The sequence below is a fragment of the Alsobacter sp. P4_H11 genome (genome assembly GCF_056400925.1).
The window spans coordinates 260,400-283,600 of sequence record NZ_JBFUKI010000008.1; the positions used below are offsets into that span (position 1 = coordinate 260,400).

23 protein-coding genes are annotated in these 23,201 nt (G+C 70.0%); 11 read left to right on the plus strand and 12 right to left on the minus strand.

Translation table 11 applies throughout. From position 1 onward, the window contains the following. Positions 1-119 precede the first annotated feature (119 nt). Positions 120-1,058: a LysR substrate-binding domain-containing protein gene (locus AC1DSZ_RS16390; RefSeq protein ID WP_476839406.1), complete on the minus strand. Its 939-nt coding sequence runs from the start codon at positions 1,056-1,058 to the stop codon at positions 120-122. A 172-nt stretch (positions 1,059-1,230) separates the two neighbouring features. On the opposite strand from AC1DSZ_RS16390, the gene AC1DSZ_RS16395 reads away from it, so the two are divergent. From AC1DSZ_RS16395 to AC1DSZ_RS16440, 10 genes are all read left to right on the plus strand, one after another. Beyond that, positions 1,231-1,923, plus strand: coding sequence for an SDR family NAD(P)-dependent oxidoreductase (locus AC1DSZ_RS16395; protein WP_476839407.1), 693 nt, complete (start codon positions 1,231-1,233; stop codon positions 1,921-1,923). 1 nt (position 1,924) lies between these two features. Continuing rightward, entirely contained in the window at positions 1,925-2,236 is a 312-nt protein-coding gene (locus tag AC1DSZ_RS16400; protein ID WP_476839408.1) for a (2Fe-2S)-binding protein, read from the plus strand. Continuing rightward, positions 2,223-3,593: an FAD/NAD(P)-dependent oxidoreductase gene (locus AC1DSZ_RS16405; RefSeq protein ID WP_476839409.1), complete on the plus strand. Its 1,371-nt coding sequence runs from the start codon at positions 2,223-2,225 to the stop codon at positions 3,591-3,593. Before AC1DSZ_RS16400 ends, AC1DSZ_RS16405 begins: the two co-directional genes overlap by 14 nt. Next, positions 3,590-4,747: an NAD(P)/FAD-dependent oxidoreductase gene (locus AC1DSZ_RS16410; RefSeq protein ID WP_476839410.1), complete on the plus strand. Its 1,158-nt coding sequence runs from the start codon at positions 3,590-3,592 to the stop codon at positions 4,745-4,747. Before AC1DSZ_RS16405 ends, AC1DSZ_RS16410 begins: the two co-directional genes overlap by 4 nt. 144 nt (positions 4,748-4,891) lie before the next feature. Further along, positions 4,892-6,433, plus strand: coding sequence for an ABC transporter substrate-binding protein (locus AC1DSZ_RS16415; protein WP_476839411.1), 1,542 nt, complete (start codon positions 4,892-4,894; stop codon positions 6,431-6,433). A 6-nt stretch (positions 6,434-6,439) separates the two neighbouring features. Beyond that, positions 6,440-7,381, plus strand: a complete 942-nt coding sequence (locus tag AC1DSZ_RS16420; protein ID WP_476839412.1) for an ABC transporter permease — start codon at positions 6,440-6,442, stop codon at positions 7,379-7,381. After that, positions 7,378-8,247 (plus strand): ABC transporter permease, encoded by an 870-nt coding sequence (locus tag AC1DSZ_RS16425; RefSeq protein ID WP_476839413.1) that lies wholly within the window; start codon positions 7,378-7,380, stop codon positions 8,245-8,247. Before AC1DSZ_RS16420 ends, AC1DSZ_RS16425 begins: the two co-directional genes overlap by 4 nt. Next, the gene (locus AC1DSZ_RS16430; protein ID WP_476839414.1) at positions 8,244-9,260 is read left to right on the plus strand and encodes an ABC transporter ATP-binding protein; all 1,017 of its coding nucleotides are present in this window, start codon (positions 8,244-8,246) and stop codon (positions 9,258-9,260) included. The genes AC1DSZ_RS16425 and AC1DSZ_RS16430 overlap by 4 nt, the downstream gene beginning before the upstream one ends. Continuing rightward, on the plus strand, positions 9,257-10,231 hold the full coding sequence (locus tag AC1DSZ_RS16435; protein WP_476839415.1) for an ABC transporter ATP-binding protein: 975 nt from the start codon (positions 9,257-9,259) through the stop codon (positions 10,229-10,231). The genes AC1DSZ_RS16430 and AC1DSZ_RS16435 overlap by 4 nt, the downstream gene beginning before the upstream one ends. A gap of 4 nt (positions 10,232-10,235) precedes the next feature. Continuing rightward, entirely contained in the window at positions 10,236-11,429 is a 1,194-nt protein-coding gene (locus tag AC1DSZ_RS16440; RefSeq protein WP_476839416.1) for an NAD(P)/FAD-dependent oxidoreductase, read from the plus strand. Between the two features lie 187 nt (positions 11,430-11,616). Here the strand turns inward: AC1DSZ_RS16440 and AC1DSZ_RS16445 are convergent, their stop codons facing one another. Genes AC1DSZ_RS16445 through argH form a run of 4 tightly spaced genes read right to left on the minus strand, consistent with a single transcriptional unit; the run spans position 11,617 to position 15,591 of the window. Next, entirely contained in the window at positions 11,617-12,462 is an 846-nt protein-coding gene (locus AC1DSZ_RS16445; protein ID WP_476839417.1) for an ABC transporter substrate-binding protein, read from the minus strand. A gap of 32 nt (positions 12,463-12,494) precedes the next feature. Beyond that, positions 12,495-13,259, minus strand: coding sequence for an amino acid ABC transporter ATP-binding protein (locus AC1DSZ_RS16450; RefSeq protein WP_476839418.1), 765 nt, complete (start codon positions 13,257-13,259; stop codon positions 12,495-12,497). Next, positions 13,256-14,149, minus strand: a complete 894-nt coding sequence (locus AC1DSZ_RS16455; protein WP_476839419.1) for an amino acid ABC transporter permease — start codon at positions 14,147-14,149, stop codon at positions 13,256-13,258. The genes AC1DSZ_RS16450 and AC1DSZ_RS16455 overlap by 4 nt, the downstream gene beginning before the upstream one ends. Next, on the minus strand, positions 14,146-15,591 hold the full coding sequence (gene argH, locus AC1DSZ_RS16460) for an argininosuccinate lyase (protein ID WP_476839420.1): 1,446 nt from the start codon (positions 15,589-15,591) through the stop codon (positions 14,146-14,148). The genes AC1DSZ_RS16455 and argH overlap by 4 nt, the downstream gene beginning before the upstream one ends. A 94-nt stretch (positions 15,592-15,685) precedes the next feature. Here argH and AC1DSZ_RS16465 point away from each other — a divergent pair, with 94 nt between their 5' ends. Continuing rightward, positions 15,686-15,901 (plus strand): hypothetical protein, encoded by a 216-nt coding sequence (locus AC1DSZ_RS16465; RefSeq protein WP_476839421.1) that lies wholly within the window; start codon positions 15,686-15,688, stop codon positions 15,899-15,901. 51 nt (positions 15,902-15,952) lie between these two features. Here AC1DSZ_RS16465 and AC1DSZ_RS16470 read toward each other — a convergent pair whose 3' ends face one another. Genes AC1DSZ_RS16470 through AC1DSZ_RS16500 form a run of 7 tightly spaced genes read right to left on the minus strand, consistent with a single transcriptional unit; the run spans position 15,953 to position 23,016 of the window. Continuing rightward, positions 15,953-16,798 (minus strand): transporter substrate-binding domain-containing protein, encoded by an 846-nt coding sequence (locus tag AC1DSZ_RS16470; protein WP_476839422.1) that lies wholly within the window; start codon positions 16,796-16,798, stop codon positions 15,953-15,955. Between the two features lie 32 nt (positions 16,799-16,830). Next, complete coding sequence (locus AC1DSZ_RS16475; RefSeq protein ID WP_476839423.1) at positions 16,831-17,592, minus strand: ABC transporter ATP-binding protein; 762 nt, start codon at positions 17,590-17,592, stop codon at positions 16,831-16,833. After that, entirely contained in the window at positions 17,589-18,308 is a 720-nt protein-coding gene (locus tag AC1DSZ_RS16480) for an ABC transporter permease (protein ID WP_476839424.1), read from the minus strand. The genes AC1DSZ_RS16475 and AC1DSZ_RS16480 overlap by 4 nt, the downstream gene beginning before the upstream one ends. Next, on the minus strand, positions 18,308-19,027 hold the full coding sequence (locus AC1DSZ_RS16485; RefSeq protein WP_476839425.1) for an ABC transporter permease: 720 nt from the start codon (positions 19,025-19,027) through the stop codon (positions 18,308-18,310). Before AC1DSZ_RS16485 ends, AC1DSZ_RS16480 begins: the two co-directional genes overlap by 1 nt. A 10-nt stretch (positions 19,028-19,037) precedes the next feature. Next, complete coding sequence (locus AC1DSZ_RS16490) at positions 19,038-19,883, minus strand: transporter substrate-binding domain-containing protein (protein WP_476839426.1); 846 nt, start codon at positions 19,881-19,883, stop codon at positions 19,038-19,040. After that, positions 19,880-21,586, minus strand: coding sequence for a M28 family peptidase (locus AC1DSZ_RS16495; RefSeq protein ID WP_476839427.1), 1,707 nt, complete (start codon positions 21,584-21,586; stop codon positions 19,880-19,882). The genes AC1DSZ_RS16490 and AC1DSZ_RS16495 overlap by 4 nt, the downstream gene beginning before the upstream one ends. An 8-nt stretch (positions 21,587-21,594) precedes the next feature. Beyond that, a complete protein-coding gene (locus tag AC1DSZ_RS16500; RefSeq protein ID WP_476839428.1) occupies positions 21,595-23,016 on the minus strand; it encodes a M20 family metallopeptidase in 1,422 nt (473 codons plus the stop codon). Positions 23,017-23,201: the final 185 nt, after the last annotated feature.

Sequence of the window (23,201 nt, forward strand, 5' to 3'; positions counted from 1 at the left end):
CAGTGTTGGAGGAGGCGGGCAGAACGCACGAGGCTGCAACTCCGGGATGAGACCCCCGCAGTGTGACCGCTTTGTGTATGCCGTCAAATGCGTACAGCTACGTCGTGTATGCGTTTTCGTTATACCGGTCCGCGGCCAAGCATCCGCTCCACTTCGGCGACCGTCTCGCGGCGGCGCTGACGCAGCAGCCCGGCGAAATCCCGTGCGATGCGCGACATGGGGCGGTGGGTAGGGTGCAGCATGCCGATGCGCATTTCCACGCTGGGCTCGAAGCGAACCGGCGCGATCCGGCCATCCGCAAAGTCCAGCGCCGTGAACGGATCGATGAAGCCCACGCCAAGCCCGTAGGACACGAAGGTGGCCACGCCGGCGACGACCTGCGTGTCGAGTACGAGCTCGCGCTGCACGCCCTCCTTGTCGAACAGGCGGTCCATCAGGATGCGCCCGACCGTGTTGCGGGTCTGCGATATGAACCGCTCGCCCTCCAGGTCGCGCGGCCCCACCACGGCGCGCCCGGCGAGCCGGTGCCCGACCGGAACGGCCAGCAGGTAGCTGAACCGGGCGAATTCCTCCACCTCGATGCCGGTCCGCTCGAACTTGCCCGGCTCGATCGGGTATTCGGCGAAGCCGAGGTCGATCTGCTGGGCCGCCGCCCATTCCTCCACCTTCGGGGACATCTGCACGTTCAGCGAGATGCGCGTGCGCGGATGGGATTCGTTGAACGCCCGGATGGCCTTGGGAAGGAAGCCGAGCGCCATGAGGGGAAACGACGCCAGGTTCAGGCTGCCCGCCTCGGCCGATTTGATCTCGCGCGCCAGCTCGCGAATCTTGTCCACCGACACGAAGGTGCGCTCTACCTCCTCGTGCAGCAGCAGAGCCTCGGGCGTCGGCGCCAGGCGGCCGGACGAGCGATCGAACAGGGTGAGCTCCAGCGACGCCTCGAGCTGGACGATGAGCCGGCTCACCGCCGGCTGCGATACGTCCAGCAGCTCCGCAGCGCCTGTGGTGGAGCGGGCGATCATCACGGCCCGAAAGGCTTCGAGTTGTCGGATATTCACAGCGTTCGCTCGACCCCGCGTTCCGCGCCGAAGCCGTATCTATACGACGCGTCGCGGCGTGGCGATGCGCGTTCAGGCTGTTCTGGCGTGGGCCTCGCGGTTGTGCTGGCGCAGGCCTTGCAATTGACGGGATCGGGTCGGACCGGGCAGGTTGCGCCCCGGAGGGCGTTGCATGCGTGTCGCGATGGTGTCGGGAGCCAACCGGGGGATCGGCCTCGCGGTCGCCCGTGAACTCGGCCGCGCGGGCTTCGCGCTGTCGCTGGGCGTCCGGCGGCCGGAGACCGTTCCGGCCGATCTCGCCGAGGGCCCGGACGTGCTCGTCTGCGGCTACGACGCCCGCGATCGTGCGTCCGCAAAGGCCTGGGCGGACGCAACGGCGGCGCGTTTCGGCGGCGTCGACGTGCTGGTCAACAACGCGGGAATCGCCCCCTTCGTCGGCCTGGAGGACGGGACCGACGACGCGCTCGACCAGCTCTTCGACGTCAACGTCAAAGGGCCGTTTCGCGTCATCCAGGCCGCGTTGCCGCATTTGAAGGCGTCCGGTCAGGGCAGGGTGGTGAATGTCGCGTCCCTGTCCGGCAAGCGCGTCATGGGGCTGAATGTCGGCTACCAGATGTCCAAGCACGCCGTCGTTGCGCTGACCCACGCGGTGCGACGCCTCGGCTGGGAGCACGGCATCCGCGCCACCGCGCTCTGCCCCGGCTTCGTCGACACCGATCTCGTGGCCAGCGTCACCGACGTTCCGCACGAGGCCATGACCAGGCCCGAGGACCTCGCCCGAATCGTCGCGCTCGTGGTGCAACTGCCGAACTCGGCCTCGGTCGCCGAGCTCCTCGTGAACTGCCGCTATGAGCACATGATCTGAAATGACCGAACCCGCCGCCGATGCGCCCCTGTTCCATCGCCTCGCCTCCCGGGCAGGGCCGCCGCTGTCCTTCACGATCGACGGCGCGCCCGCGACCGCGCAGGCCGGCGACCTGCTGATGACCGCGATCCTGCTGAACCGGCCGGCGCTGCGCCGCTTCGAGTTCAGCGAGGCGCACAGGGCCGGCTTCTGCTTCATGGCGGCGTGCCAGGATTGCTGGGTGACGCTCGCCGATGGCGGCCGGGTCCGCGCCTGCACGACGCTCGTGCAGAACGGCATGGCGGTGGTGATCGACGGAGATGCGCGTGTCTGATCCCGTGATCGCCATCGTGGGCGCGGGCCCGGCGGGCCTCCGCGCCGCCGAGACGCTGGCGCTGGCCGGCGTGCGGCCAGTCCTGTTCGACGAGGCCGAGCGTCCCGGCGGCCAGATCTACCGCCAGCCGCCGCCCGGCGCCGAGCGGCCCTGCGCCGCCATCTACGGCCTGGAGGCGGGCAAGGCGCAGGCCGTCCACGCCATCCTGCCCACCCTGGGCGAGCGCATCGACCACCGCGCCGGCACGCTCGTGTGGAACGTCTTCGAGGGGCGGCTCGACACGCTGCGGGCCGGCGCCTTCGCGCATCAGCCTTTCGACCGGCTGATCCTCGCCACCGGCGCGATGGACCGGGTGATTCCCTTTCCGGGCTGGACCACCCCCGGCGTGTTCACGCTCGGCGGCGCCCAGATCGCCCTCAAGGCGCAGGGCGTCTCGATCGGCCGCCGCGTCGCCTTCGTGGGCGCCGGCCCGCTGCTGCCCCTGATCGCGCATCAATACGCCAGGGCCGGCGCGCAGGTGGTCGCCGTGCTCGACGTGACGCCCTTCTCGGCCAAGCTCCGTTCCGCCGCCGGCATGCTGGCGCAGCCCGCCACCCTGGCGAAAGGCCTCTATTACGTGGCCCGCAACGCCCTCGGCGACGCCCGGCGCGCCAGCGGCGTGCGCGCCATCCGGGTCGAGGGCGAGGGCCGCGTCGCCGCGCTCTGCTGGACCGACCAAAAAGGCGCCGAGCATCGCGTCGCCTGCGACGCCGTCGGTGCCTCGTTCGGCCTGCGCAGCGAGAGCCAGCTCGCCGATCTCGCCGGCTGCGCCTTCGCGTTCGACCCGTTGACCCGCCAATGGGCCCCGGTGCGCGCGCCGGACGGCCGCTCCAGCCGTGCGGAGGTCTATCTCGCCGGCGACGGCGCGGGGATCGGCGGGGCCGACGTCGCCGAAATGCAGGGCCGCCGCGTGGCGCTCACGGTGCTGCAGGATCTTGGCCGCGCCGTGGACGCCGCCGAGATCGCTCGCCTCGATGCGGCGCTCGCCCGGCAGGCCCGGTTCCGCGCCGCGCTGGAAGCCGCCTATCCGTATCCCGATCACCTCGTCGCCGCTGTGGCGGACGACGAGATCCTGTGCCGCTGCGAGGGCGTCACGGCCGGCGCCTTGCGCGACGTCGTGCGCCACAAGGGCGCGACCGAGGTCAACCGGGTGAAAGCCTTCACGCGCATCGGCATGGGCCGCTGCCAGGGCCGCGTCTGCGGCCACGCGGCGGCCGAGCTGGTCGCGCGGGAGCGCGGCTGCCCGGTGGAGGACGCCGGACGCCTGAGGGGCCAGCCGCCCGTGAAGCCCATCCCGGTGCTCGGAGGCTTCTCGTGAGCGCGCGCCTCGCCGTGGACGTCTGCATCATCGGCGGCGGCATCGCGGGCTGCGCCGCCGCGGTGGCGTTGCGCAAGGCCGGCCTGACGGCGGCGGTGCTGGACCGCGGCCTCTGCGGGGCAGGGGCCAGCGGCGTCAATTTCGGGGGCGTGCGCCAGCAGGGCCGCAACCTGCACGAGCTCCCGCTCGCCCGCCGCTCGCGCCGGATCTGGGATGGCCTCGCCGCCATGCTGGAGCAGGACGTCGAGTTCGACGTCTCCGGCCACATCAAGCTTGCGCGCTCGGAAGCCGACCTCGCCGAACTCGAGACCTACGCCCGCAACGCCCGCGACTACGGCCTCGACCTGCAGATGCTGGGCGCCAACCGCGTGCGCAGCGAGATCCCATGGCTGGGCGACAAGGTTGTCGGCGCCTCGCTGTCGCCCGAGGACGGGCAGGCCAACCCGCGCGTCGTCGGCCCGGCCTTCGCGCGTCTCGCCCGGAGGCTCGGGGCCGAGATCCACGAGCACCGGCGCGTCACGGAGGCGCGGCGCACCGAGACCGGCTTCGAGGTTGAGGCCGGCGACCTCACGGTCGCGAGCGCCTGGCTGGTCAACACCGCGGGCGTCTTCGGCGGCACGGTCGCGTCATGGTTCGGCGAGCACGCGCCCGTCGAGGCGCTGATGCCCAACATGCTGGTCACCGAGCCGCTGCCCTATTTCGTCAGCCGCTCCATCGGAGTCTGCGGCGGCGACGTCTACCTGCGCCAGACCGGGCGCGGCAACGTCATCTTCGGCGGCGGCCGCGGCTGGGGCGACGCCGAGATCGCGCGATCCCGCCCGCTCGCGGACGAATCGCTCGGCGGCATGAGCCGCACGCTGGATCTCGTGCCCGCCCTCACCAACGCGCAGGTGATCCGCACCTGGACGGGCATCGACGGCCAGACGCCGGACCGCATCCCGGTGATCGGCCATTCCTCCACCACGCCCCAGCTGGTGCATGCGTTCGGGTTCTCCGGGCACGGCTTCCAGCTCGGGCCCGCCATGGGCGAGATCATCGCCGAACTCGTCACCCAGGGCCGCACGCCGACCCCGATCGAGCCTTTCGCGATCGAGCGTTTCACGACAGGCGGCGTCGCCTCCACCATCGAGGAGCACACGCATACCGAGCATTGATGCGAACTGGCCGCGTCGGCACTAGCCGCCAATGCCGGAACGCGCGTACGATCTCGCGCACAAGAGTTGACCGGCTCGATCCGGCAAGCCCGCAAACAGGCGCCACGCCTGCGAACGGGCTCAGTAAAACAGGGGAACTCGACGATGAAGTTGCATCTGATCGCCGCCGCGACCGCGTTCGCGCTGCTGGCCTCCACGGCTCCGGGCGCCTACGCCCAGACGCTGAACATCGGCATGGCCGCCGCCGACGTCGGCCAGCTCGATCCGCATCGCGCCACCACCACGCAGGACAAGCCCGTGGTGTCGTGGATCTTCAACGGCCTCGTGCGCTTCAAGCCGGGCTCCGCCAGCCTCGAGACGCTGGAGCCGGATCTGGCCGAGAAGTGGGAGTCCTCGCCCGACAAGCTCACCTGGACCTTCACGCTGCGCAAGGGCGTCAAGTTCCACGGCGACTACGGCGAGATGACCTCCGAGGACGTCGTGTATTCGCTGAAGCGCGCCGCCGATTCCAAGACCTCGTCCTTCGCGGCCGACTACGGCGCGATCGACAGCATCGAGGCGGTGGACCCGTCCACGGTCCGCATCAAGCTGAAGCAGGCGATCCCGTCGCTGCTGGGCCTCGTCACCAACTACCATGGCGGCAACATCGTCTCGAAAAAGGCCGTCGAGGCGCTGGGCGCCGACTTCCGCCTGAAGCCGATCGGCACCGGCCCGTTCGCGTTCCAGGAGTACAAGCCCAACGAGAGCCTGACGCTGGTCGCCAACAAGAGCTACTTCCGCGGCGCGCCCAAGCTCGAGAAGATCGTCTACCGGTTCATCCCGGCCGACAGCGCCCGCGACCTCGCCTTCACGTCCGGCGAGCTCGACATCGTGTATGGCCGCCAGGACCAGAAATGGGCCGAGCGCTTCAAGAAGGAAAAGGATGTCGTCGTCGACGTGCTGCGTCCGGCCGAGCTCTCGGTGATTCACCTGAACATGGCCATGAAGCCGCTGGACGACAAGCGCGTCCGCCAGGCCGTCGCCTATGCGATCAACCGCGCCCAGATGGTGCAGTTCAAGGGCGAGCTCGTCGCCGAGGAGCCCACCTCGGTGGTGCCGAACGGCTATCTCGGCACCGTGAAGGCGCCGCTGTTCCCGCATGACGTCGCCAAGGCCAAGGCGCTGCTCAAGGAGGCGGGCTTCGAGAACGGCGTGCAGCTGAAGTCGGTGCAGACCAGCCTGCCCACCATGCTGAATTCCATGCAGATCGTGCAGAACCAGCTCAAGCAGGCCGGCATCGACCTGCAGCTCGAGGTGGTCGACCACCAGACCTACCACGCCAACATCCGCAAGGACCTCAGCGGCGTGTCCTACTACTCGGCCGCCCGCTTCCCGGTCGCGGACGTGTACCTGACGCAGTTCTACTCCTCGAAGTCGATCGTCGGCACGCCGACGGCCGTCACCAACTTCTCCCACTGCGCGGTGGCCGACAAGGAGATCGACGCCGCCCGCAGCGAGCCGGACCTCAACAAGCAGAAGGAGCTCTGGGCCGAGGCGCAGAAGAAGATCGTCGAGGAGGTGTGCTCCGTGCCGCTGTTCGAGCAGCTGCAGGTCTGGGCGCACAAGACCAACGTCAGCTTCGGCTACGACCTCAAGGACGCCATCCATCTCGGCCCGGTGATCACCGAAGCGACCACCAAGAAGTAAGCCTCGATGCTGCGCTTCGTCGCCAAGCGCCTGGCCCTCGCGGTCCCGACGCTCTGGGCCGTGCTGACGCTCGTGTTCGTGCTGGTGCGGATCGTCCCTGGCGATCCCACCATCGTGATCCTGGGCGACCAGGCGAGCCCGGCCGCGCGCGCGGCGTTGCGCGAGCGGCTGGGCCTCGACCAGCCGCTCTGGTCCCAATACTGGGACTTCATGGTCCAGATCCTCCACGGGGACCTGGGCCGCTCGCTCGTCACCAACCGGCCGATCATCACGGATGTCGGCGCCGTGCTGCCCTTCACGATCGAGCTCACGCTGGCGGCGCTCGCCATCGGGGTCGCGATCGGGGTGCCGCTCGGCGTCATGGCGGCGCGCAAGCGCGACGGCTTCGCCGACTGGTTCGCCCGCATCTTCTCGCTGGCCGGCCTCTCCTTCCCGGCCTTCGTGTCGGGCATTCTGCTCCTGATCGCCTTCGCCGTGCAGTTGCGCTGGTTCCCGGTGATCTCCACCGCCAACGCCTCGGACCCGCTGGAGCGCCTGCGCGCGCTGGTGCTGCCGGCCTTCAATCTCGGGCTGATCATGGTCGCCTACGTCACCCGCGTGACCCGCTCGGGCATGCTGAAGGCGCTGGGCGAGGATTACATCCGCACCGCCCGCGCCAAGGGCCTGCCGCAGCGGATCGTGGTCTGGCGCCACGCCCTGCGCAACGTGCTGATCCCCATCGTGACGGTGATCGGGCTTTACCTCGGCGTCCTGATCGGCAACGCCGTCGTGACCGAGATCGTGTTCAACCGCCCGGGCCTCGGCAAGCTCATCGTCACGGCGCTGAACCAGCGAGACTACGCGCTGCTGCAGGGGCTCATGGTGGTGTCGGCCTTCGCGATCGTGGTCGCCAACATCCTCACCGACCTGACCTACGGCCTCGTCGATCCCCGGGTGAAAACCGCATGAGCGACGTCGCCGCCCCCGCGCCCGTTTCGCTGGCCGCGCCCTCCGCCTGGCGCCGCGCCACCCGCTCGGGCGGGCTCGCGCTCGGCCTCGTGATGGTGGTCGCGCTGATCCTGGTCGCCGCCCTGGCCAAATGGGTCGCTCCCTATGATCCCGACGCACAGGACGTCATGATGGTGCTGGAGGGCCCCGCCGCCGCGCACTGGTTCGGCACGGACGCGTTCGGCCGCGACGTGCTCTCGCGCGTCATCTGGGGCGCGCGCATCTCGCTCTTCGTCGGCTTCGTGGCGACGCTGGCGGGCGTGGTGTTCGGCACCGTGGTGGGCGTCATCTCGGGCTACTACGGCGGCAAGATCGACAAGGCCATCACGGCCGCCACCGACGTGCTGCTGAGCTTCCCGCAGCTCATCATGGGCCTGATGCTGGTCGCCGTGCTCGGGCCCAGCCTGCGCAACCTCATCCTGGCGATCGCCATCACCGCCATCCCGGCGTTTATCCGCGTGGCGCGCGGCTCCACGCTGGCCATGAAGGAGCGCGACTTCGTCGACGCCTGCCGGGCGCTCGGCTATGGCGACCTGCGCATCATGTTCCTCCACATCCTGCCCAACATCATGGACGAGGTGGTGGTGATGGCCTCGCTCTGGCTCGCCACCGCGATCCGCACCGAATCGACGCTGGCCTTCATCGGCCTCGGCGTGCCGCCGCCCACCGCCACCTGGGGCGGCATCGTGCGCGAGGGCTTTGACAACCTGCTGGACGGCTGGTGGCTCTCGGTGTTTCCGAGCCTCGCCATTCTGCTTGTCATGATCGCCCTCAATCTCATCGGCGACGGCCTGCGCGACGCCACGGACCCGAGGGCCCCGCAATGACGCTCGCGCTCGATGCTGCCGCGCCCGGCGCGGACGCCCCGCCCGCCAACGCCCTCACGGTGGAAGGCCTCACCACATCCATCCGCATCGCCGGGCGCTGGTTCGACGCCGTGCGCGACGTCTCCTTCACGGTCGGCCCGCGCGAGACGCTGGCGCTGGTCGGCGAGTCCGGCTGCGGCAAGAGCCTCACGGCGCTCTCCATCATGGGCCTCTTGCCGGGGAACGTGGGCCGCGTCTCGGCCGGCCGCATCGTGGTGGACGGCGTCGACATGACGGCCGCCGACGAGCCCGCCCGCGAGGCCATGCGCGGCGACCGCATCGGCATGATCTTCCAGGAGCCGATGACGTCGCTGAACCCGGTGCTGCCCATCGGCTTCCAGATCGCCGAATCGCTGATCGAGCATCGCGGCATGTCCAAGCGGGACGCCCGCAAGCGCGTGGTCGAGCTCATGGAGCTCGTCCGCATCCCGGCCGCCGAGGAGCGGCTGGACGCCTATCCGCACCAGTTTTCCGGCGGCATGCGCCAGCGCGTCATGATCGCGATGGCGCTGGCCTGTTCGCCACGCGTGCTGATCGCCGACGAGCCCACCACGGCGCTGGACGTCACCATCCAGGCGCAGGTGCTGGCGCTGCTGGCGGACCTGCAGAAGCAGGTCGGCCTCGCCGTGCTGCTGATCACCCACAATCTCGGCGTGGTCGCCTCCGTGGCCGACCGCGTGATGGTGATGTATGGCGGCGACGTCGTCGAAAGCGCGCCCATGCGCAGCTTCTTCAAGGCCCCGACGCACCCCTACAGCGAGGCGCTGCTGAACGCGATGCCGCGTGTCGACCGCGCCACCGCGCTGGCGCCCATCCCCGGCCAGGTCCCCACCTTGCCGGACATGCCGGCCGGGTGCCGCTTCCAGTCGCGCTGCCCGCTGCGAATCGAAAAATGCGTCGAGCGGCCGCCGCTGGTCCCCATGGCGGGCGATCCCGCCCACGAGGTGCGCTGCTGGGTGAGGGCGGGCGCATGACCGGCGAACCGCTGCTCCAGATCCGCGACCTGTCCAAGACCTTCGTCTCGCGCAAGGGCTGGCCGGTGCCCAAGACCGTCGCGGTGCGCGCCGTCGACAAGGTGTCGTTCGAGGTCGGCAAGGGCGAGGCGCTCGGCGTCGTCGGCGAGTCCGGCTGCGGCAAGTCCACGGTCGCCCGGCTGGCGCTGCGCCTGATCGACGCCGACAGCGGCGACGTGCGGTTCGACGGCGTCGACGTGCTCGGCGCCGCCAAGGGGGACCTGCGCGCCCTGCGCCGGCGCATGCAGATCGTGTTTCAGGATCCAGCCTCCGCGCTCGATCCGCGCCAGCGTATCGGCGAGGCGCTGGGCGAGGCGCTGCGGGTGCACGGCCTCGCCCGCGGCCGGGACGTGCGCACCGTGGTGGAGCGCCTGCTGGACGAAGTCGGCATGCCCAAGGTGGCGGCCGATCGCTTTCCGCACGAGTTCTCGGGCGGGCAGCGCCAGCGCCTCGGCATCGCCCGCGCGCTGGCGCTCGGGCCGGACCTCGTCTTCGCCGACGAGCCCGTTTCGGCGCTCGACGTCAGCGTTCAGGCGCAGATCCTTGTGCTGATGGAGCGCCTGAAGGCCGAGCGAAACCTCGCCTTCGTGTTCATCTCGCACGACCTCGGCGTCGTCCGGCACTTCTGCAAGCGCGTCGTGGTGCTCTATCTCGGCCGGGTGGTGGAGAGCGGCCCGGTGCCGGCCATCTTCGACGAGCCGCTGCACCCCTACGCGCAGCTGCTCAAGGCCTCCTCACCGTCGCCGGATCCCGACCACGCCGTCGCGATGAATTTCCAGGAAGGCGAGCCGCCGTCGCCCGTCAACCCACCATCCGGCTGCCACTTCCACCCGCGCTGCCCCTTTGCGATGGACATCTGCAAAACGGTCTCGCCCGCCCTGCGGACGGCAGCGCCGGGCCGCGAGGTCGCCTGCCATCTCTATCCGGAGTAGGCCGATGGCCGGCCGCACGGTCGACGTTGCGATCGTGGGCGGCGGCATCGCGGGGTGCTGCGCGGCCTTTCACCTCGCGTCGCGCGGCGTGTCGGTGGCGCTGTTCGAGAAGCGCGCCTTTGGGGCCGGTGCGAGCGGCGTCAATTTCGGCGGCGTCCGCAGCCAGGGCCGCCACATGGCCGAGATGCCGCTCTCCCGCCGCGCCCGCGCGCTGTGGGACCAGTTGCCCGAGCTGGTCGGGACCGATGGCGAGTTCACGCCCTCCGGCCACCTCAAGCTCGCCTACTCGGCAGCCGACATGGACTTCCTGGAGGGCTACGCCGTCGAGGCCCGCGAGCACGGCCTCGCGCTGGAGCTGATGGGCGCCAACGCGGTGCGCGAGCGCCACCCGTGGCTCGGTCCCGAGGTCGTCGGCGCGTCGCTGTGCGCCGACGACGGCCACGCCAACCCGCGCCTTGTCGCGCCTGCCTTCGCGCAGGCTGCGCGCCGGCTCGGCGCCGACATGCGCGAGCACGCCGCCGTGACCGCCATCGCGCGGGACGGGGACGATTTCCTGGTCACGGCCGGGGAGGGCGGCCCGGTGAGGGCGCGCTGGCTGGTGAACGCCGCCGGCGCCTGGGGCGCGGCCGTTGCGGCGCAGTTCGGCGAGGCCGTTCCGCTGGAGCCGATCGCCCCCACCGCGATGGTGACGGAGCCGCTGCCCGCCTTCATGGACCGCGCCATCGGCATTTGCGGCGGCGGCGTCGCGCTGCGGCAGACGCGGCAAGGCTCGGTGGTGATTGGCGGCGGGGAGTCCATCGTCGACATGGAGGCCGGCCGGGCCCGCCCTCTGGCCGAGGTCTGCGCCGCCGTGCTGGCCCGCGCGGTGCGGGTCGCGCCCCGTCTCGCCAACGCGCAGGTTCTGCGCGCCTGGGCGGGCGTGGAGGGCGACATGCCCGACCATCTGCCCTGCCTGGGGCCGAGCCTCACGACGCCGGGCCTGATCCACGCCTTCGGCTTCTCGCAGCACGGCTTCCAGCTCGGGCCGGCCGTGGGCGAGGCCGTAGCCGACATCGTCACGGCAGGCGCGCCCCGCGTCGACATCGGCCGCCTCTCGATCGGGCGGTTCGCCGAAACGAGAAGCCCGTCAAAAGGATCCCCCAATCCTGAGGAGCCTGGCCGGACAGTCGTTGAAACACCCTCGATACCCTCATCCTGAGGAGCAGGCCCACTTGGGCCTGCGTCTCGAAGGACGAGGGTTCCAGAGCGTACGACCACTCAGCTTGCTGGAGTCCCTCGTCCTTCGAGACACATCGCCAAGGGGCGATGTTCCTCAGGATGAGGGGCGTTGAGCGATGGACTGGCCGAGCTTTCAGGATTGGGGATTGTCGTTTTCCCGATTGGCCTCATTCGCCCTTGTTCAGCGAGATCGGCTTCAGCGCGTTGTCCTGCAGGCCGTACTTGGCCAGCAGCGCGTCATAGGTCCCGTCCGCCTGCAGCTTCTCCAGCGCGACCTTCACGGAATCGCGCAAGGCGCTCTCGGCCTTGGTGAAAGGGATGCCGACCAGCGACAGCGTGAAGGCCTTGCCGAGCGGCACATAGGTGTTCGGCTCCAGCTTCTGGAACCACGGCAGCGTCTCGTTGCCCTGCACGGCGGCCTGAAGGCGCTGCGTCTTCAGCTGCGTGCGGGCGTCCACCGAGCCCTCGGTGCCCACCACGTTGATGGCCGGCTTGCCCTTGCCCTCGCAATTGGCCTTGCTCCAGTCGGCGATCTGCTGCGGCCAGTTGGTGGAGCGGCTCGCCCCCACGGTCTTGCCGCACAGGTCCTCGGGCGTCTTGATCTCGCCGGCCAGCGCCGTGATCGTGTGGAACTGCGCGCCCGACCCCATGTAGTCGACGAAATCCGCCACCTCGCGGCGGGTCGGCAGGTCGCTCATGCCGGCCATCACCATGTCGACGCGGCCCGTCTGCAGCGACGGCAGCATCTGCGCGAAGGCGATCTCCTGCCACTCGGCCTTGACGCCCAGCGTCTTGGCGATCGCCTCGCCGAGGTCGATGTCGAAGCCCGTCAGCGTGTTGGTGGCCGGGTCCTTGTAGGTGATCGGCGCGTAGTTCGGGAACGTCGCGATGATCAGCTTCCCGGCCTCCTTGATGCGCGGCGGCGCGGTCTGGGCGCTGGCGGGCGCGGCCGGCAGAAGCGCCGTGGCGGCCGCCAAGGCGGCGGCCAACGAGAGGGTGGCGATCGGTTTCATGCGGTGTCTCCGGTTCGGGATGGTGGTTGGGATCAGGGAAGCACGGCGGCGATGAACTCGCGCGTCCGGGCGTGCGTGGGGGTGGACAGCAGCGTTGCGGGCGGGCCCTGCTCGACGACCTTGCCGTTGTCCATGAACACGACGCGGTTCGCCACCTCGCGGGCGAAGCCGAGCTCGTGCGTCACCACGATCATCGTCATGCCGCCCTTGGCGAGGTCGCGCATCACCGCCAGCACGTCGCCGACGAGCTCCGGGTCCAGCGCCGAGGTGGGCTCGTCGAACAAGAGCAGCTCCGGCTTCATCGCCAGCGCGCGCGCGATCGCGATGCGCTGCTGCTGGCCGCCGGAGAGCTCGGCCGGGTAGCTGTCGCGCTTGTCGGACAGGCCCACCTTGTCGAGCAGCGCCATCGCGTCCGCGACGGCTTCCGCCTTGGGCCGGCGCAGCACCGTGACGGGGCCCTCGATGATGTTCTGCAGCACCGTCATGTGCCCGAACAGGTTGAACCGCTGAAACACCATGCCGCTCGCCAGCCGCTGGCGCGCGATCTCGCGGTCGGCGAGGGGGTGGAGGCGGTCGCCCTCGCGGCGATAGCCGATGAGTTCGCCGTTCACCCAGATCGCGCCGCCGTCGATGCGCTCCAGCTGGTTGAGGCAGCGCAGGAAGGTGCTCTTGCCCGAGCCGGACGGCCCGATGATGCACACCACCTCGCCGCGGGCGACCTCCAGCGACACGCCGTCGAGAGCCTTCAGCGGCCCGAAATGCTTGCTCACGTCGAGCGCGACCACCATCGGCGTCATGCTGCGGCGCTCCGGTTGCTCGCCGGCCGGGCGCGGGTGAGGCCCCCGCGCGCATAGCGGCGCTCCAGGAAGAACTGCCCGATGCTCAGCACCGTGACGACCGCCAGGTACCAGATGGCGGCCACGATCAGGAGCTCGATCACCCGCGCATTGGCGAAGTAGATCGTCTGCGCGTTGCGCAGGATCTCGGCGTACTGGATCACGCTCGCCACCGAGGTCAGCTTCACCATGCTGATCACCTCGTTGCCGATCGGCGGGATGATCACCCGCATGGCCTGCGGCAGCACGATGCGCCGCAGCGTCGTCAGCCGCGTCATCCCGATCGTCTTGGCGGCTTCCGTCTGGCCGGGGTCCACCGACAGGATGCCGCCGCGCACGACCTCGGCCGTGTAGGCGCCCTGGTTGATGCCGAGCCCCAGCAGCGTCGCCACGAAGGGCGTCATCACGTCCACGGTGCGCCAGTCCAGCAGGCCCGGAATGCCGATGCGCGGAAACACCAGCGCGAGGTTGAACCACAGCAGCAGTTGCAGCAGCAGCGGCGTGCCGCGGAAGAACCAGATGTAGAACTGCGCCAGGCCGCGCAGCACCGGGTTGGGCGACATCACCATCACGGCGAACAGCACGCCCAGCGCGATGCCGAGCGCCATGGCCCACACGGTCATCGCGATCGTGTTTACGAGCCCGCTCAGGATCGCGGGCGCGGTGAGAAACTGCCCCACCACAGGCCAGGCGATCTGCCCCTGCGCGAAGGCCCGGAGAATGGCCGCGAAGGCGACCAGCACCACCGCGGCCGCCAGCCAGCGACCATAGTGCTTCGGCCGCACATGCGTGAGATGCGCGATCTCGTATGGGTTGGCGGCGGGGGCGCCGGAAAGCGCGGGGGCCGTCATGGCGCCTCGCGCGGATCGAGATAGCGCGGCCCCGCATAGGCCGTGCTCCAGGCGCGCTGCTCGTCGAGCCGCGTCCGCAGTCGAGCGAGCTGTTCGCGCACCCGCTCCGGCGACGTGCCGCCCGGTCCGGAGCGCGCCGCCACGGCGGCTTCCGGGGTAAGGACGTCCATGAGCGAAGGCTCAAGCCGCGCGTCCACGGCCGCGAAGTCCGCGGCCGAGAGGTCCTGCAGCCCCACGCTCTTGTGTTCGCAAAACTGCACCAGCGCGCCCGTGATCTCGTGCGCCTCCGCGAAGGGCACGCCCCGGCGCGACAGCCAGTCTGCGACCTCGGTCGCGAGCGTGAAGCCATCCGTGGACTGGGCCGCGAGCCGGTCCGTCCGCACCGTCATGGTGGCGACCAGCCCCGCCAGTGCGGGCAACACTGCCAGCAGCGAATCCAGCGCGTCGAAGGCGGCGCGCTTGTCCTCCACGAGGTCGCGGTTATACGCGAAGGGCAGGCCCTTGAGCATGGTCAGCGTGGTCGCGAGATCGCCGATCAGCCGCGCCGCCCGGCCGCGCGTCAGCTCGGCGATGTCGGCGTTCTTCTTCTGCGGCATGATCGACGAGCCGGTGGCGTAGGAATCGTGCAGCTCGACCCAGCCGAACTGCCGCGACGACCACAGGAAAATCTCCTCCGCCAGCCGCGACAAGTGTACGTTGGCCATCGCGGCAACGAACACGAACTCGGCCACGTGGTCGCGGCTGCCCACCGCGTCGATGGAGTTCTCACAGGGCGCGTCATAGCCAAGCTCAACCGCCGAGAGATCCGCCCGCAGCGCGATGGCCGAGCCGGCCAGCGCGGCCGCGCCCAGCGGCGAGGTGGCGTGCCGCCGGTCCCAGTCGCGCAGGCGGTCCACGTCGCGCAGGATCGTCTGGGCGTGCGCCAGCAACTGGTGCGCGAACGTCACCGGCTGCGCCGGCTGCAGATGCGTGAACCCGGGCGCCACCGTCTCCACGTGCCGCTCGGCCTGCCCGACAAGGGCGTCCTGCAGGCCCAGCAGCGCCGCCGCCAAATGCCGCGCGCCATCCCGCAGATACAACTTCAGGTCGTTGGCGGCCTGGTCGTTGCGCGAGCGCCCGGCCCGGAGCTTGCCCCCGAGCGCGCCGAGCCGCGCCACGAGCTCGCGCTCCACGAAGGTGTGCACGTCCTCGTCGGTCGGCGCGGGCGACAGCGCGCCCGCATGGAAATCGCGCGCGATGGCGCCCAGCGCGTCCACGATGGCGGCGCACTCGGCGCCCGTCAGCAGGCCGGCGCGCTCCAGCTCGCGCGCATGCGCCCGCGACGCCTCGACATCGTAAGCCGTCAGCCGGAAGAAGCTGGAATCGGCGCGCGACAGGCGCATCAGGTCCGGGGATGGCGGGCTGCGGAACCGGCCGCCCCACAGCATCGTCGGCTTGGTCATCGGGAACTCTCCTGCGCGTGCAGGCTACAACCTCGCTCGCGCGTCACAACGGAAATGATGGACAAGGCCCTGCGCCTTTGGGAATAACCCCGCCATGAGCAGGAATGGGCCGGGCGGATCGGGCCGCCGCCGCAAGTTCAAGGTGCGCATGCCGGACGACGGAGGCGCCGCGCCGGACGAAGCGCGCCCGAAAGCGCGCGCCCTCGCGCCGGACGACGCCGACGACGAGGAGCGCGCCGAGAACTACCTCGCGGAAGAGGCGCAGCGGCCGTTCGTGCCAGAAGTTTTCCTGATCAAGAAGCGGCCCTGAGCGGCCGGCGAGGGCAGGGCGCGAGGCCGGCAGGCCCAGCGCCCGTGCGGCTCACTTCACCGAGACGTCGTAGCCGAAATACTTCTGGCTGAGCTTCTCGATCGTGCCGTCCTGGTTGGCCGCTATGATGGCCTTGTCGAGCTTGGCTTTCAGCGCCTCGTCGCCCTTGCGCAGCCCGATGGAGCTGCCGCGCCCGAGCACGCCGCCCTGGAAACGCGGGCCCGTGATGGCCATGTCCTCGTTGCCCTGCTTGGAAGCCGCCGTGGTGAGATACGCCATGGACGCCATGATCAGGTCGACGCGCCCGGCCGCGAGGTCGAGGTCGTGCTGCTCGGTGGTCTTGTACTCGCGCACGTCCACCACGCCCTTCAGGTATTTGTCCACGAAGGAGGCCGCGATGGAGGCGGTCTGCACGCCCATCACCTTGCCCTTCAGGATGGGCTTCAGCTTGTCGATCTCGGCCTGCGCGGCCGTCTCGTTGGCGGGCGTCGACAGCGGGAAGAGCTGGCCCGTGTCGGGCAGCTCCTTCATGGAGCCGGTCTTCGACACCGCGAAGCTCTGCCCGGTGGAGCCGTAGGGAATCGTGAACAGCACGACTTCCTCGCGCTTGGGCGTCGCCGACATGCCCGAGATGATGGCGTCGTACTTGCCGGCGTTCAGCGCCGGGATCGCCCCCTCGAAGGCCTGCGACTGGATGGTGCAGTCGAGTTCGGCGCGCTTGCACAGGTCCTTGTAGAGGTCGATCTCGAAGCCCGCGAGCGAGCCGTCCGCCTCCGTCCAGTTCCACGGCCGGAACGCGCCCTCGGTGGCGAAGCGCACCTTCTGTTGCTGCGCGGCGGCCGGCCCCGCGATGGCGGCGCCCACGAGCGCCAAGGCGGCGATGATCTTCAGTTGCATGACCCTGTTCCCTGTTCTTGTGATTGGCCCGATCAGCCCGCCAGGAACTGGCGGAAGCGCTCGGATGTGGAGTGGGTGAAGACGTCCGCGGGCGCGCCCTGCGCCTCCACGACGCCCTTGTGCAGAAACACGACCTTGTTGGAGACGTCGCGGGCGAAGCCCATCTCGTGCGTCACCACCAGCATGGTGCGGCCTTCCTCGGCCAGCGCCCGCATCACGCGCAGCACCTCGCCGACGAGCTCCGGGTCCAGCGCCGAGGTCGGCTCGTCAAACAGCATTACCTTCGGCCGCTGCGCCAGCGCCCGCGCGATGGCGGCGCGCTGCTGCTGCCCGCCCGAGAGATGCGCCGGGTAGTGGTTGCGCTTGTCCGCGATGCCCACCTTGGCGAGGATCGCCTCGGCCTCGGCCACCACCTCGGCGCGCGGCCGCTTCTGCACGTGGATGGGCGCCTCGATGACGTTCTCCAGCACGGTCATGTGCGACCAGAGATTGAAGCTCTGGAACACCATGCCGATCTGCGAGCGCATCCGGTCCACCTGCAGCCGGTCTGCCGGCTTCATGCCGTGGCGGGTCTGCTTCAAGCCGATCACCTCGCCGGCGATCGCGACCTCGCCGCCGTCAGGCGTCTCCAGCATGTTGATGCAGCGGAGCATGGTGGACTTGCCGGACCCGGATGAGCCCAGGATCGACACCACGTCGCCCTCGTGCGCTTCAAGCGAGACGCCCTTCAGCACCTCGAGCGGGCCGAAGCTCTTGCGCAGGTCTGTGAGCCGGACGGCCGGGATAGCGGTCACGCCGCGCCTCCATCATTGAGGATCGCGACCGGGGCAGGGCGCAGATGCGGCGTCAGCCGGCGCTCGGCTGCCAGCACGAGCCGGGTCACGACGAAATTGAGAACGAGATAGATCGAGCCCGCCACGATGAAGACCTCGATCGCCCGATAGGTCTCGGCGATCAGCTTGGCGGCGAGGCCCGTCACCTCCATCAGGGTGATGATGGAGGCCAGCGCAGTGGCCTTGATCATCAGGATCAGCTCGCTGCCATAGGCCGGCAGCGCCTGCCGGATCGCGACGGGCAGCACGATGCGGCGAAACAGCAGGCCCCGGCTCATGCCGGCCGCCCGCGCGGCCTCCACCTGGCCGTGCGGCACGGCCAAAAGCCCGCCCCGGAAGATCTCGCTCGCATAGGCGGCGGTGTTCAGCGTCAGCGCCAGCACGGCGCACCAATAGGGCTCGCGCAGAAAGGGCCAGAGCCAGCTCGTGCGCACCTCGCGAAACTGTCCGAGCCCGTAATAGATCAGGAAGATCTGCACCAGGAGCGGCGTCGAGCGAAACAGGAACACATAGACCCGCGCAGGCCAGTCCAGCGCGCGAACGCCCGACAGGCGCATCATTGCGAGCCCCAGCGCCAGCACGGCCCCGAGCGCCACGGCCGAGAAAGCGAGCTTCAACGTCAGCGGCACGCCAGGCAGCAGCGTCAACAGCGTCTCGTACAGGAAGGCGAAGTCCATCACGCCCTCCTGAGGCCGCGGGTGAAATGCGCCTCGGCGCGCGACAGCCCCCAGCCGGATGCGGTGGAGATCACGAGGTAGAGCACGGCCGCCGCCATGAAGAAGGTGAAGGGCTGGCGCGTCGAGCCTGCCGCAATCTGCGACTGGCGCAGGATCTCGACCAAGCCCGTCACCGAGATCAGCGCGGATTCCTTCAACACCTGCTGCCACACATTGCCCAGCCCCGGCAGCGCGAAGCGCAGCGTCAGCGGCGCGACGATGCGGCGAAACCGCAGCAGCCGCGTCATGCCGGTGGCGGTGGCGGCCTCCAGCTCGCCGCGCGAGACGGTGTTGTAGGCGCCCCGGAACACCTCGGTGAAATAGGCGCCCGACACCACCCCGATCGCCAGCGCCCCGGCTAGGAAGCCGGGCAGCGACACGAACCCCTCCGCCCCGAAGAAGCGCCCGATCGGCGTCAGCACCGCGCTGGAGCCGAAGTAGAACAGGTAGATCACCAGCAGGTCCGGGATGCCGCGCAGCACGGTCGTGTAGGCGTCCGCGACGCCGCGCGCCACGGCTCCGCCGCCGATCTTGGCCCAGGCGCCCAGCGTGCCGATCAGCGCGCCGAACACGAATCCCGTCAGCGCCACCGCGATCGTTATCGCGGCGGCCCTCAGCATGGCTGGGCCCCATCCTCCGGGGCCAAAGCCAAGCAGATCCATCGTGCCGACAGGGTTCATGCGCAGCGCGTCAGGGCGTCGGCGTCAGGTCGATCTTGCTCCACTTCGTGGAGATCGTCTTGATCGTGCCGTCCGCGGCGGCGCCCTGGATGGCCTTGTCGAAGATCGCCCGCAGGTCGCCGTCGTCCTTCCGCACCCCCATCGCGACCTCGGTCGCGAGCGGCGGGCCCTTCAGCAGGGGCCCGGCGATGCGGATGTCCTCGTTGCCGGGCTTGTCGTGCAGCGTCGCCGCGTAGACGGCGCTGTCGAAGCCGATGTCGATCCGGCCGGCCTTGAGATCCAAGTCGCGGTCCTGCGAGGTCTTGTAGGTCCGCACCGTGACGTCGTCGCCGAAATTGGCCCGGATCAGCTGCTCGTGGCTGGTGGACTGCACCACCCCGACGGTCTTGCCCTTCAGGAGCTTGCGCATCTCGGCCATCACGGGCTCGGCCTTCGCCTTGTCGTTCAGGTCGAGGCGCTGGCCGTCCATCGGCAGCGACGCGATCGAGCCGTCCTTCGACAGCGTGAACGCCGCCGCCCCACTGGCGTACGGGACCGTGAAGTCGATGATCTTCTTGCGCGCCTCGTTGATGCCGATCGACATCACCATGTCGAACTTGCCGGCCTGCAGGCTCGGCACGATGCTGGTCCACTCGTTGGCGATCAGCTCGCACTGCACGTTGGCGCGCTTGCACAGGTCCGCCAGCAGGTCGACGTCGAGGCCGACGAGCTTGCCGTCCGCCGTGGTGGCGTTCCAGGGCGGAAACGCGCCCTCGATCCCGATCCGCACCTTGGACCAGTCCTTGGCGAACGCCGGGGCTGCGCCGGCGAGCAGCGTGGCCGCGAGGGCGGCCGCGATCGTGGTCCTGAGCGTCATTGGGGGGCTCCACTCTGTGAAAGGGCTCGGGTCAGCGTCTCGGTGGCCTGCGCGAGAGCATGAAGGGCGCGGTTACGCGCCGCGCGGGCCTCGACCTCGCGGAAGCGCCGCTCGTCCGAGCCGGCCGGCGCGCCGGCGAGGTCGCGCAACGGCTGCAGGGATGGCCAGGGCGGCTGCGGCATGGCGGGGTCGTGCCGGAAACGCTCGCCGCTGGTGTAGTTCAGCGGAACCAGCGCGCGCGACGTCCGCATCAGGGCGGCGTCCAGCCGGCGGGCGGCTGCGTCGTCGGCCTGCGTGGCTGCCTCGTTGACGGCCGCCGCCGCGGCCCGGAGCGCCGCCGTCGCCTGTCGCAGCGCCTCCATGTCGAAGCCCTTGGCGCCCGCCGCGATTGCGTCGAGCTCCCGAGTCAGCGCGTCGGCGACTTGCGTGTAGTCCAGCGGCAGAACCGGGTCGGCCTGTAGCCGCCACAGGCAGCGCAGCGCGATGCGGGTGTCGCGCACGAGGTGGTCCGGGTCGATCTTGTCGGCCAGGTCCTCCGGCGTGTGCCACCACCAGCCGAGCGCCACCAGCATCTTCACCGGCCCGGGCGGCTGGTGGCTGAGGCTGCCGAACATCGAAGGCACGCCCACGCCCCAGAACGACTGGTCGGCGGCCCGGCCCTGGCGGCGGCCCTTGTGGACCTGCCCGGTCTCGGCCGCGATCGCCTCGCCGGCCAGCCCCTTCAGCTCGTCGATCACGCCTGCGTCCGTCAACACCGTCGCGCCGATCGCGCCCGTGGAATCGACGTTCACATGCGCCGCGCAGGAGCGCTCCAGCTCCATCCAGCGCTCGTCCGCGTACCAGGCCGAGCCCGAATAGCGGCCATGCGAATGGCCGGACCAGAAGCACACCCGCAACCCGCGCCGCCACTGCGCGCGATGCTCGGCCAGCACGCGCGCGGCCTCCAGCATGGTGGCGTTGGCCGTGCCATTGTCCATCACGCCGTAGTGCCAGGTGTCGTGGTGGCCGGAGAACAGCACGAAAGGCGCCTGCGCGCCGGCCGGCCCATCCATGTCGCACACCAGCAGCGGCGTCTTGCGCCAGCCGGTGTCGACCTCGCTCGTGATGGTGGCCACCACCTCCTCGCCCGCCAGGCAGCGCTGGCGCAAAGCCGCGCCGTCGTCGCGCGATACGGTGACGACCGCGGTCTTCGGCAGGTTGGCGCGCGTCAGGTGCGAGGGGCTGCCCCACACGGGCGAGATGCACATTTCATAGGTCTGCTCGGTGGGCGAGATATGAATCTCGCCGATCGCCCCGGCCTTGGAGGCGTAGCGCGCCACGTCCTCCACCGCGATGCCGTCCACCAGCACGATCTTGCCGGCGACGTCGCGCGCCGCGATCTCGGCCTCCGAGCCTTCGCCCACATGCACCACCGCGGCCGTGCGGCCGCCCGGGCCCGTGGGGTCCGACATCGAATGCGTGATGCAGCGGATCGCGCGCCCGTCCACGACGAGCGACGCAGCGCCCGGCAGGCTGATATAGGCGTCGTGCGACAGCAGCTCCGTGCGAAAGCCGTAGCCCCGCATCGTCGCTTCCAGATAGCGGAAGCTCTCCAGCTCCTCGGGCGTGCCCGAGAGCTTCACCCGCCTGGCGAACTCGGCCACGTGCGCCATCAGCCGGTCGCGATCGACCTCGGCCGCGACGGCGTCGAGCAGGCTGCTCACCCGCCCGCTCACTTGGCCGCCATGTCGAGCGGCGGCTCGACGTCGGGCGTGATCGGGTTGTCGAACGGGTTCTCGCGCCGGAACGCCTCGAACTCGTCCCGCGCCGCCCGCAGCAGCGCCGGATCGGTGAACACGTCGACCGCCACGCCCGCCATCGCCTTGGCGGCGAGCGCCAGGCCCTTGTGGGCGGCCGGCGCCCGGCCCTGCGCGACGAGCTGCCAGGAATGCCCGGGCGTGCCTACCGCATAGCAGGCCGCGCGGCACTGCACGGTCGGCGTCACCCAGCTCACGGTGCCGACATCGGTCGATCCGACGAAGAGGTCGGCCGTGAAATCGAGCGGGTAGATCTCCTCGCTCAGCGCCTCGCCGTCGCGCGGCTTCAGCCCGAAGCGCCCATAGGAGGAGCGGATGTCGTCCTTGGAGAAGGTCTTCTGGATCTCTGCCGCGAAACGCCGGTCGGCGTCGTCGAAGCCGGGGCCGCCGAGCCGCGTCAGGTTGCGGTGCATGCACTCCTCGAGCGGCCGGTTGCCGACGAGGTTGGCGTCGCCCGAGAGCTGCTTCGCCAACACCCGCGTTTCGCTCATCAACGCAGCCCCTTGGGCGATGTCCTTGACTCGACGCACGAGGTCCCACATCTCGGCCAGCGTGCGCGCGCGGATAAGGTGGCGCACGGTGGCGCGGGCCTGCACGACATTAGGCGCAATGCCGCCGCCGTCGATCATGGCGTAGTGCACGCGCGCCGAGGACGGCATATGCTCGCGCATGTAGTTCACGCCGATGTTCATCAGCTCCACTGCGTCCAGCGCGCTGCGGCCGAGATGCGGCGTCGCGGCGGCGTGCGAGGCCCGGCCGTGGAACGTGAACTCGATCTCCACGCAGGCGAGCGAAATCGGCTTGTTGACGCCCGTGAACGCCGCCGGATGCCAGCAGATCGCCACGTCGACGTCGTCGAACAGTCCGGCCCGCACCATGAAGCCCTTGGAGGACCCGCCTTCCTCGGCAGGGCAGCCATAATAGCGCACGCGGCCCTTCAGGCCGTTCTTGGCGAGGTAGTCCTTCACGGCCGTGGCGGCCAGCAGCGAGGCGGACCCCAGCATGTTGTGGCCGCAGCCATGGCCGGCGCCGCCGTCCTCGATCGGCTTCTCCACCGCAACGCCCGCTTCCTGGCTCAGGCCCGGCAGCGCGTCGTACTCGCCAAGAATCGCGATCACGGGCCCGCCTTCGCCCGCTTCACCCACCAGCGCGGTCGGGATGCCGGCGACGGCCTTCTCGACGCGGAAGCCCTCCTGCTCCAGCATGCGGGCATGCTCGGCGGCGCTCTGCACCTCCTGGTAGTTCAGCTCCGGCGTGCCCCAGATGCGGTCGCTCATGGCGAAAAAGGCCGGGCTCTTGGCGTCCGCCAGACGCCAGATCTCGTCGTCGTTCCGCATCGTCGTCTCCGCTCGTCGCCGCTCTTGGGCGCGGTCTTGGTCGCTGCGTCACTTCTGGCACGGTCGTTTCGGCCGAACAATCGCGGGTTGTGCACGCCCTTCATGCATTGTCGGCGCGGTCGGCCGCGTCCATCCGCGCCCCGTGGCCCGCCTTATGCCCTTCGGCCTAGCCCAAGAGCGATCGG

Bases quoted from the DNA above. Each gene is read 5' to 3' on its own strand.
- AC1DSZ_RS16455 (WP_476839419.1), bottom strand. From the start codon at position 14,149: ATGACGGCCCCCGCGCTTTCCGGCGCCCCCGCCGCCAACCCATACGAG.
- AC1DSZ_RS16435 (WP_476839415.1), top strand. From the start codon at position 9,257: ATGACCGGCGAACCGCTGCTCCAGATCCGCGACCTGTCCAAGACCTTC.
- AC1DSZ_RS16490 (WP_476839426.1), bottom strand. From the start codon at position 19,883: ATGACGCTCAGGACCACGATCGCGGCCGCCCTCGCGGCCACGCTGCTC.
- argH (WP_476839420.1), bottom strand. From the start codon at position 15,591: ATGACCAAGCCGACGATGCTGTGGGGCGGCCGGTTCCGCAGCCCGCCA.
- AC1DSZ_RS16395 (WP_476839407.1), top strand. From the start codon at position 1,231: ATGCGTGTCGCGATGGTGTCGGGAGCCAACCGGGGGATCGGCCTCGCG.
- AC1DSZ_RS16445 (WP_476839417.1), bottom strand. From the start codon at position 12,462: ATGAAACCGATCGCCACCCTCTCGTTGGCCGCCGCCTTGGCGGCCGCC.
- AC1DSZ_RS16485 (WP_476839425.1), bottom strand. From the start codon at position 19,027: ATGAACCCTGTCGGCACGATGGATCTGCTTGGCTTTGGCCCCGGAGGA.
- AC1DSZ_RS16400 (WP_476839408.1), top strand. From the start codon at position 1,925: ATGACCGAACCCGCCGCCGATGCGCCCCTGTTCCATCGCCTCGCCTCC.
- AC1DSZ_RS16450 (WP_476839418.1), bottom strand. From the start codon at position 13,259: ATGACGCCGATGGTGGTCGCGCTCGACGTGAGCAAGCATTTCGGGCCG.
- AC1DSZ_RS16430 (WP_476839414.1), top strand. From the start codon at position 8,244: ATGACGCTCGCGCTCGATGCTGCCGCGCCCGGCGCGGACGCCCCGCCC.
- AC1DSZ_RS16465 (WP_476839421.1), top strand. From the start codon at position 15,686: ATGAGCAGGAATGGGCCGGGCGGATCGGGCCGCCGCCGCAAGTTCAAG.
- AC1DSZ_RS16440 (WP_476839416.1), top strand. From the start codon at position 10,236: ATGGCCGGCCGCACGGTCGACGTTGCGATCGTGGGCGGCGGCATCGCG.
- AC1DSZ_RS16420 (WP_476839412.1), top strand. From the start codon at position 6,440: ATGCTGCGCTTCGTCGCCAAGCGCCTGGCCCTCGCGGTCCCGACGCTC.
- AC1DSZ_RS16480 (WP_476839424.1), bottom strand. From the start codon at position 18,308: ATGGACTTCGCCTTCCTGTACGAGACGCTGTTGACGCTGCTGCCTGGC.
- AC1DSZ_RS16405 (WP_476839409.1), top strand. From the start codon at position 2,223: ATGCGCGTGTCTGATCCCGTGATCGCCATCGTGGGCGCGGGCCCGGCG.
- AC1DSZ_RS16470 (WP_476839422.1), bottom strand. From the start codon at position 16,798: ATGCAACTGAAGATCATCGCCGCCTTGGCGCTCGTGGGCGCCGCCATC.
- AC1DSZ_RS16425 (WP_476839413.1), top strand. From the start codon at position 7,378: ATGAGCGACGTCGCCGCCCCCGCGCCCGTTTCGCTGGCCGCGCCCTCC.
- AC1DSZ_RS16500 (WP_476839428.1), bottom strand. From the start codon at position 23,016: ATGCGGAACGACGACGAGATCTGGCGTCTGGCGGACGCCAAGAGCCCG.
- AC1DSZ_RS16415 (WP_476839411.1), top strand. From the start codon at position 4,892: ATGAAGTTGCATCTGATCGCCGCCGCGACCGCGTTCGCGCTGCTGGCC.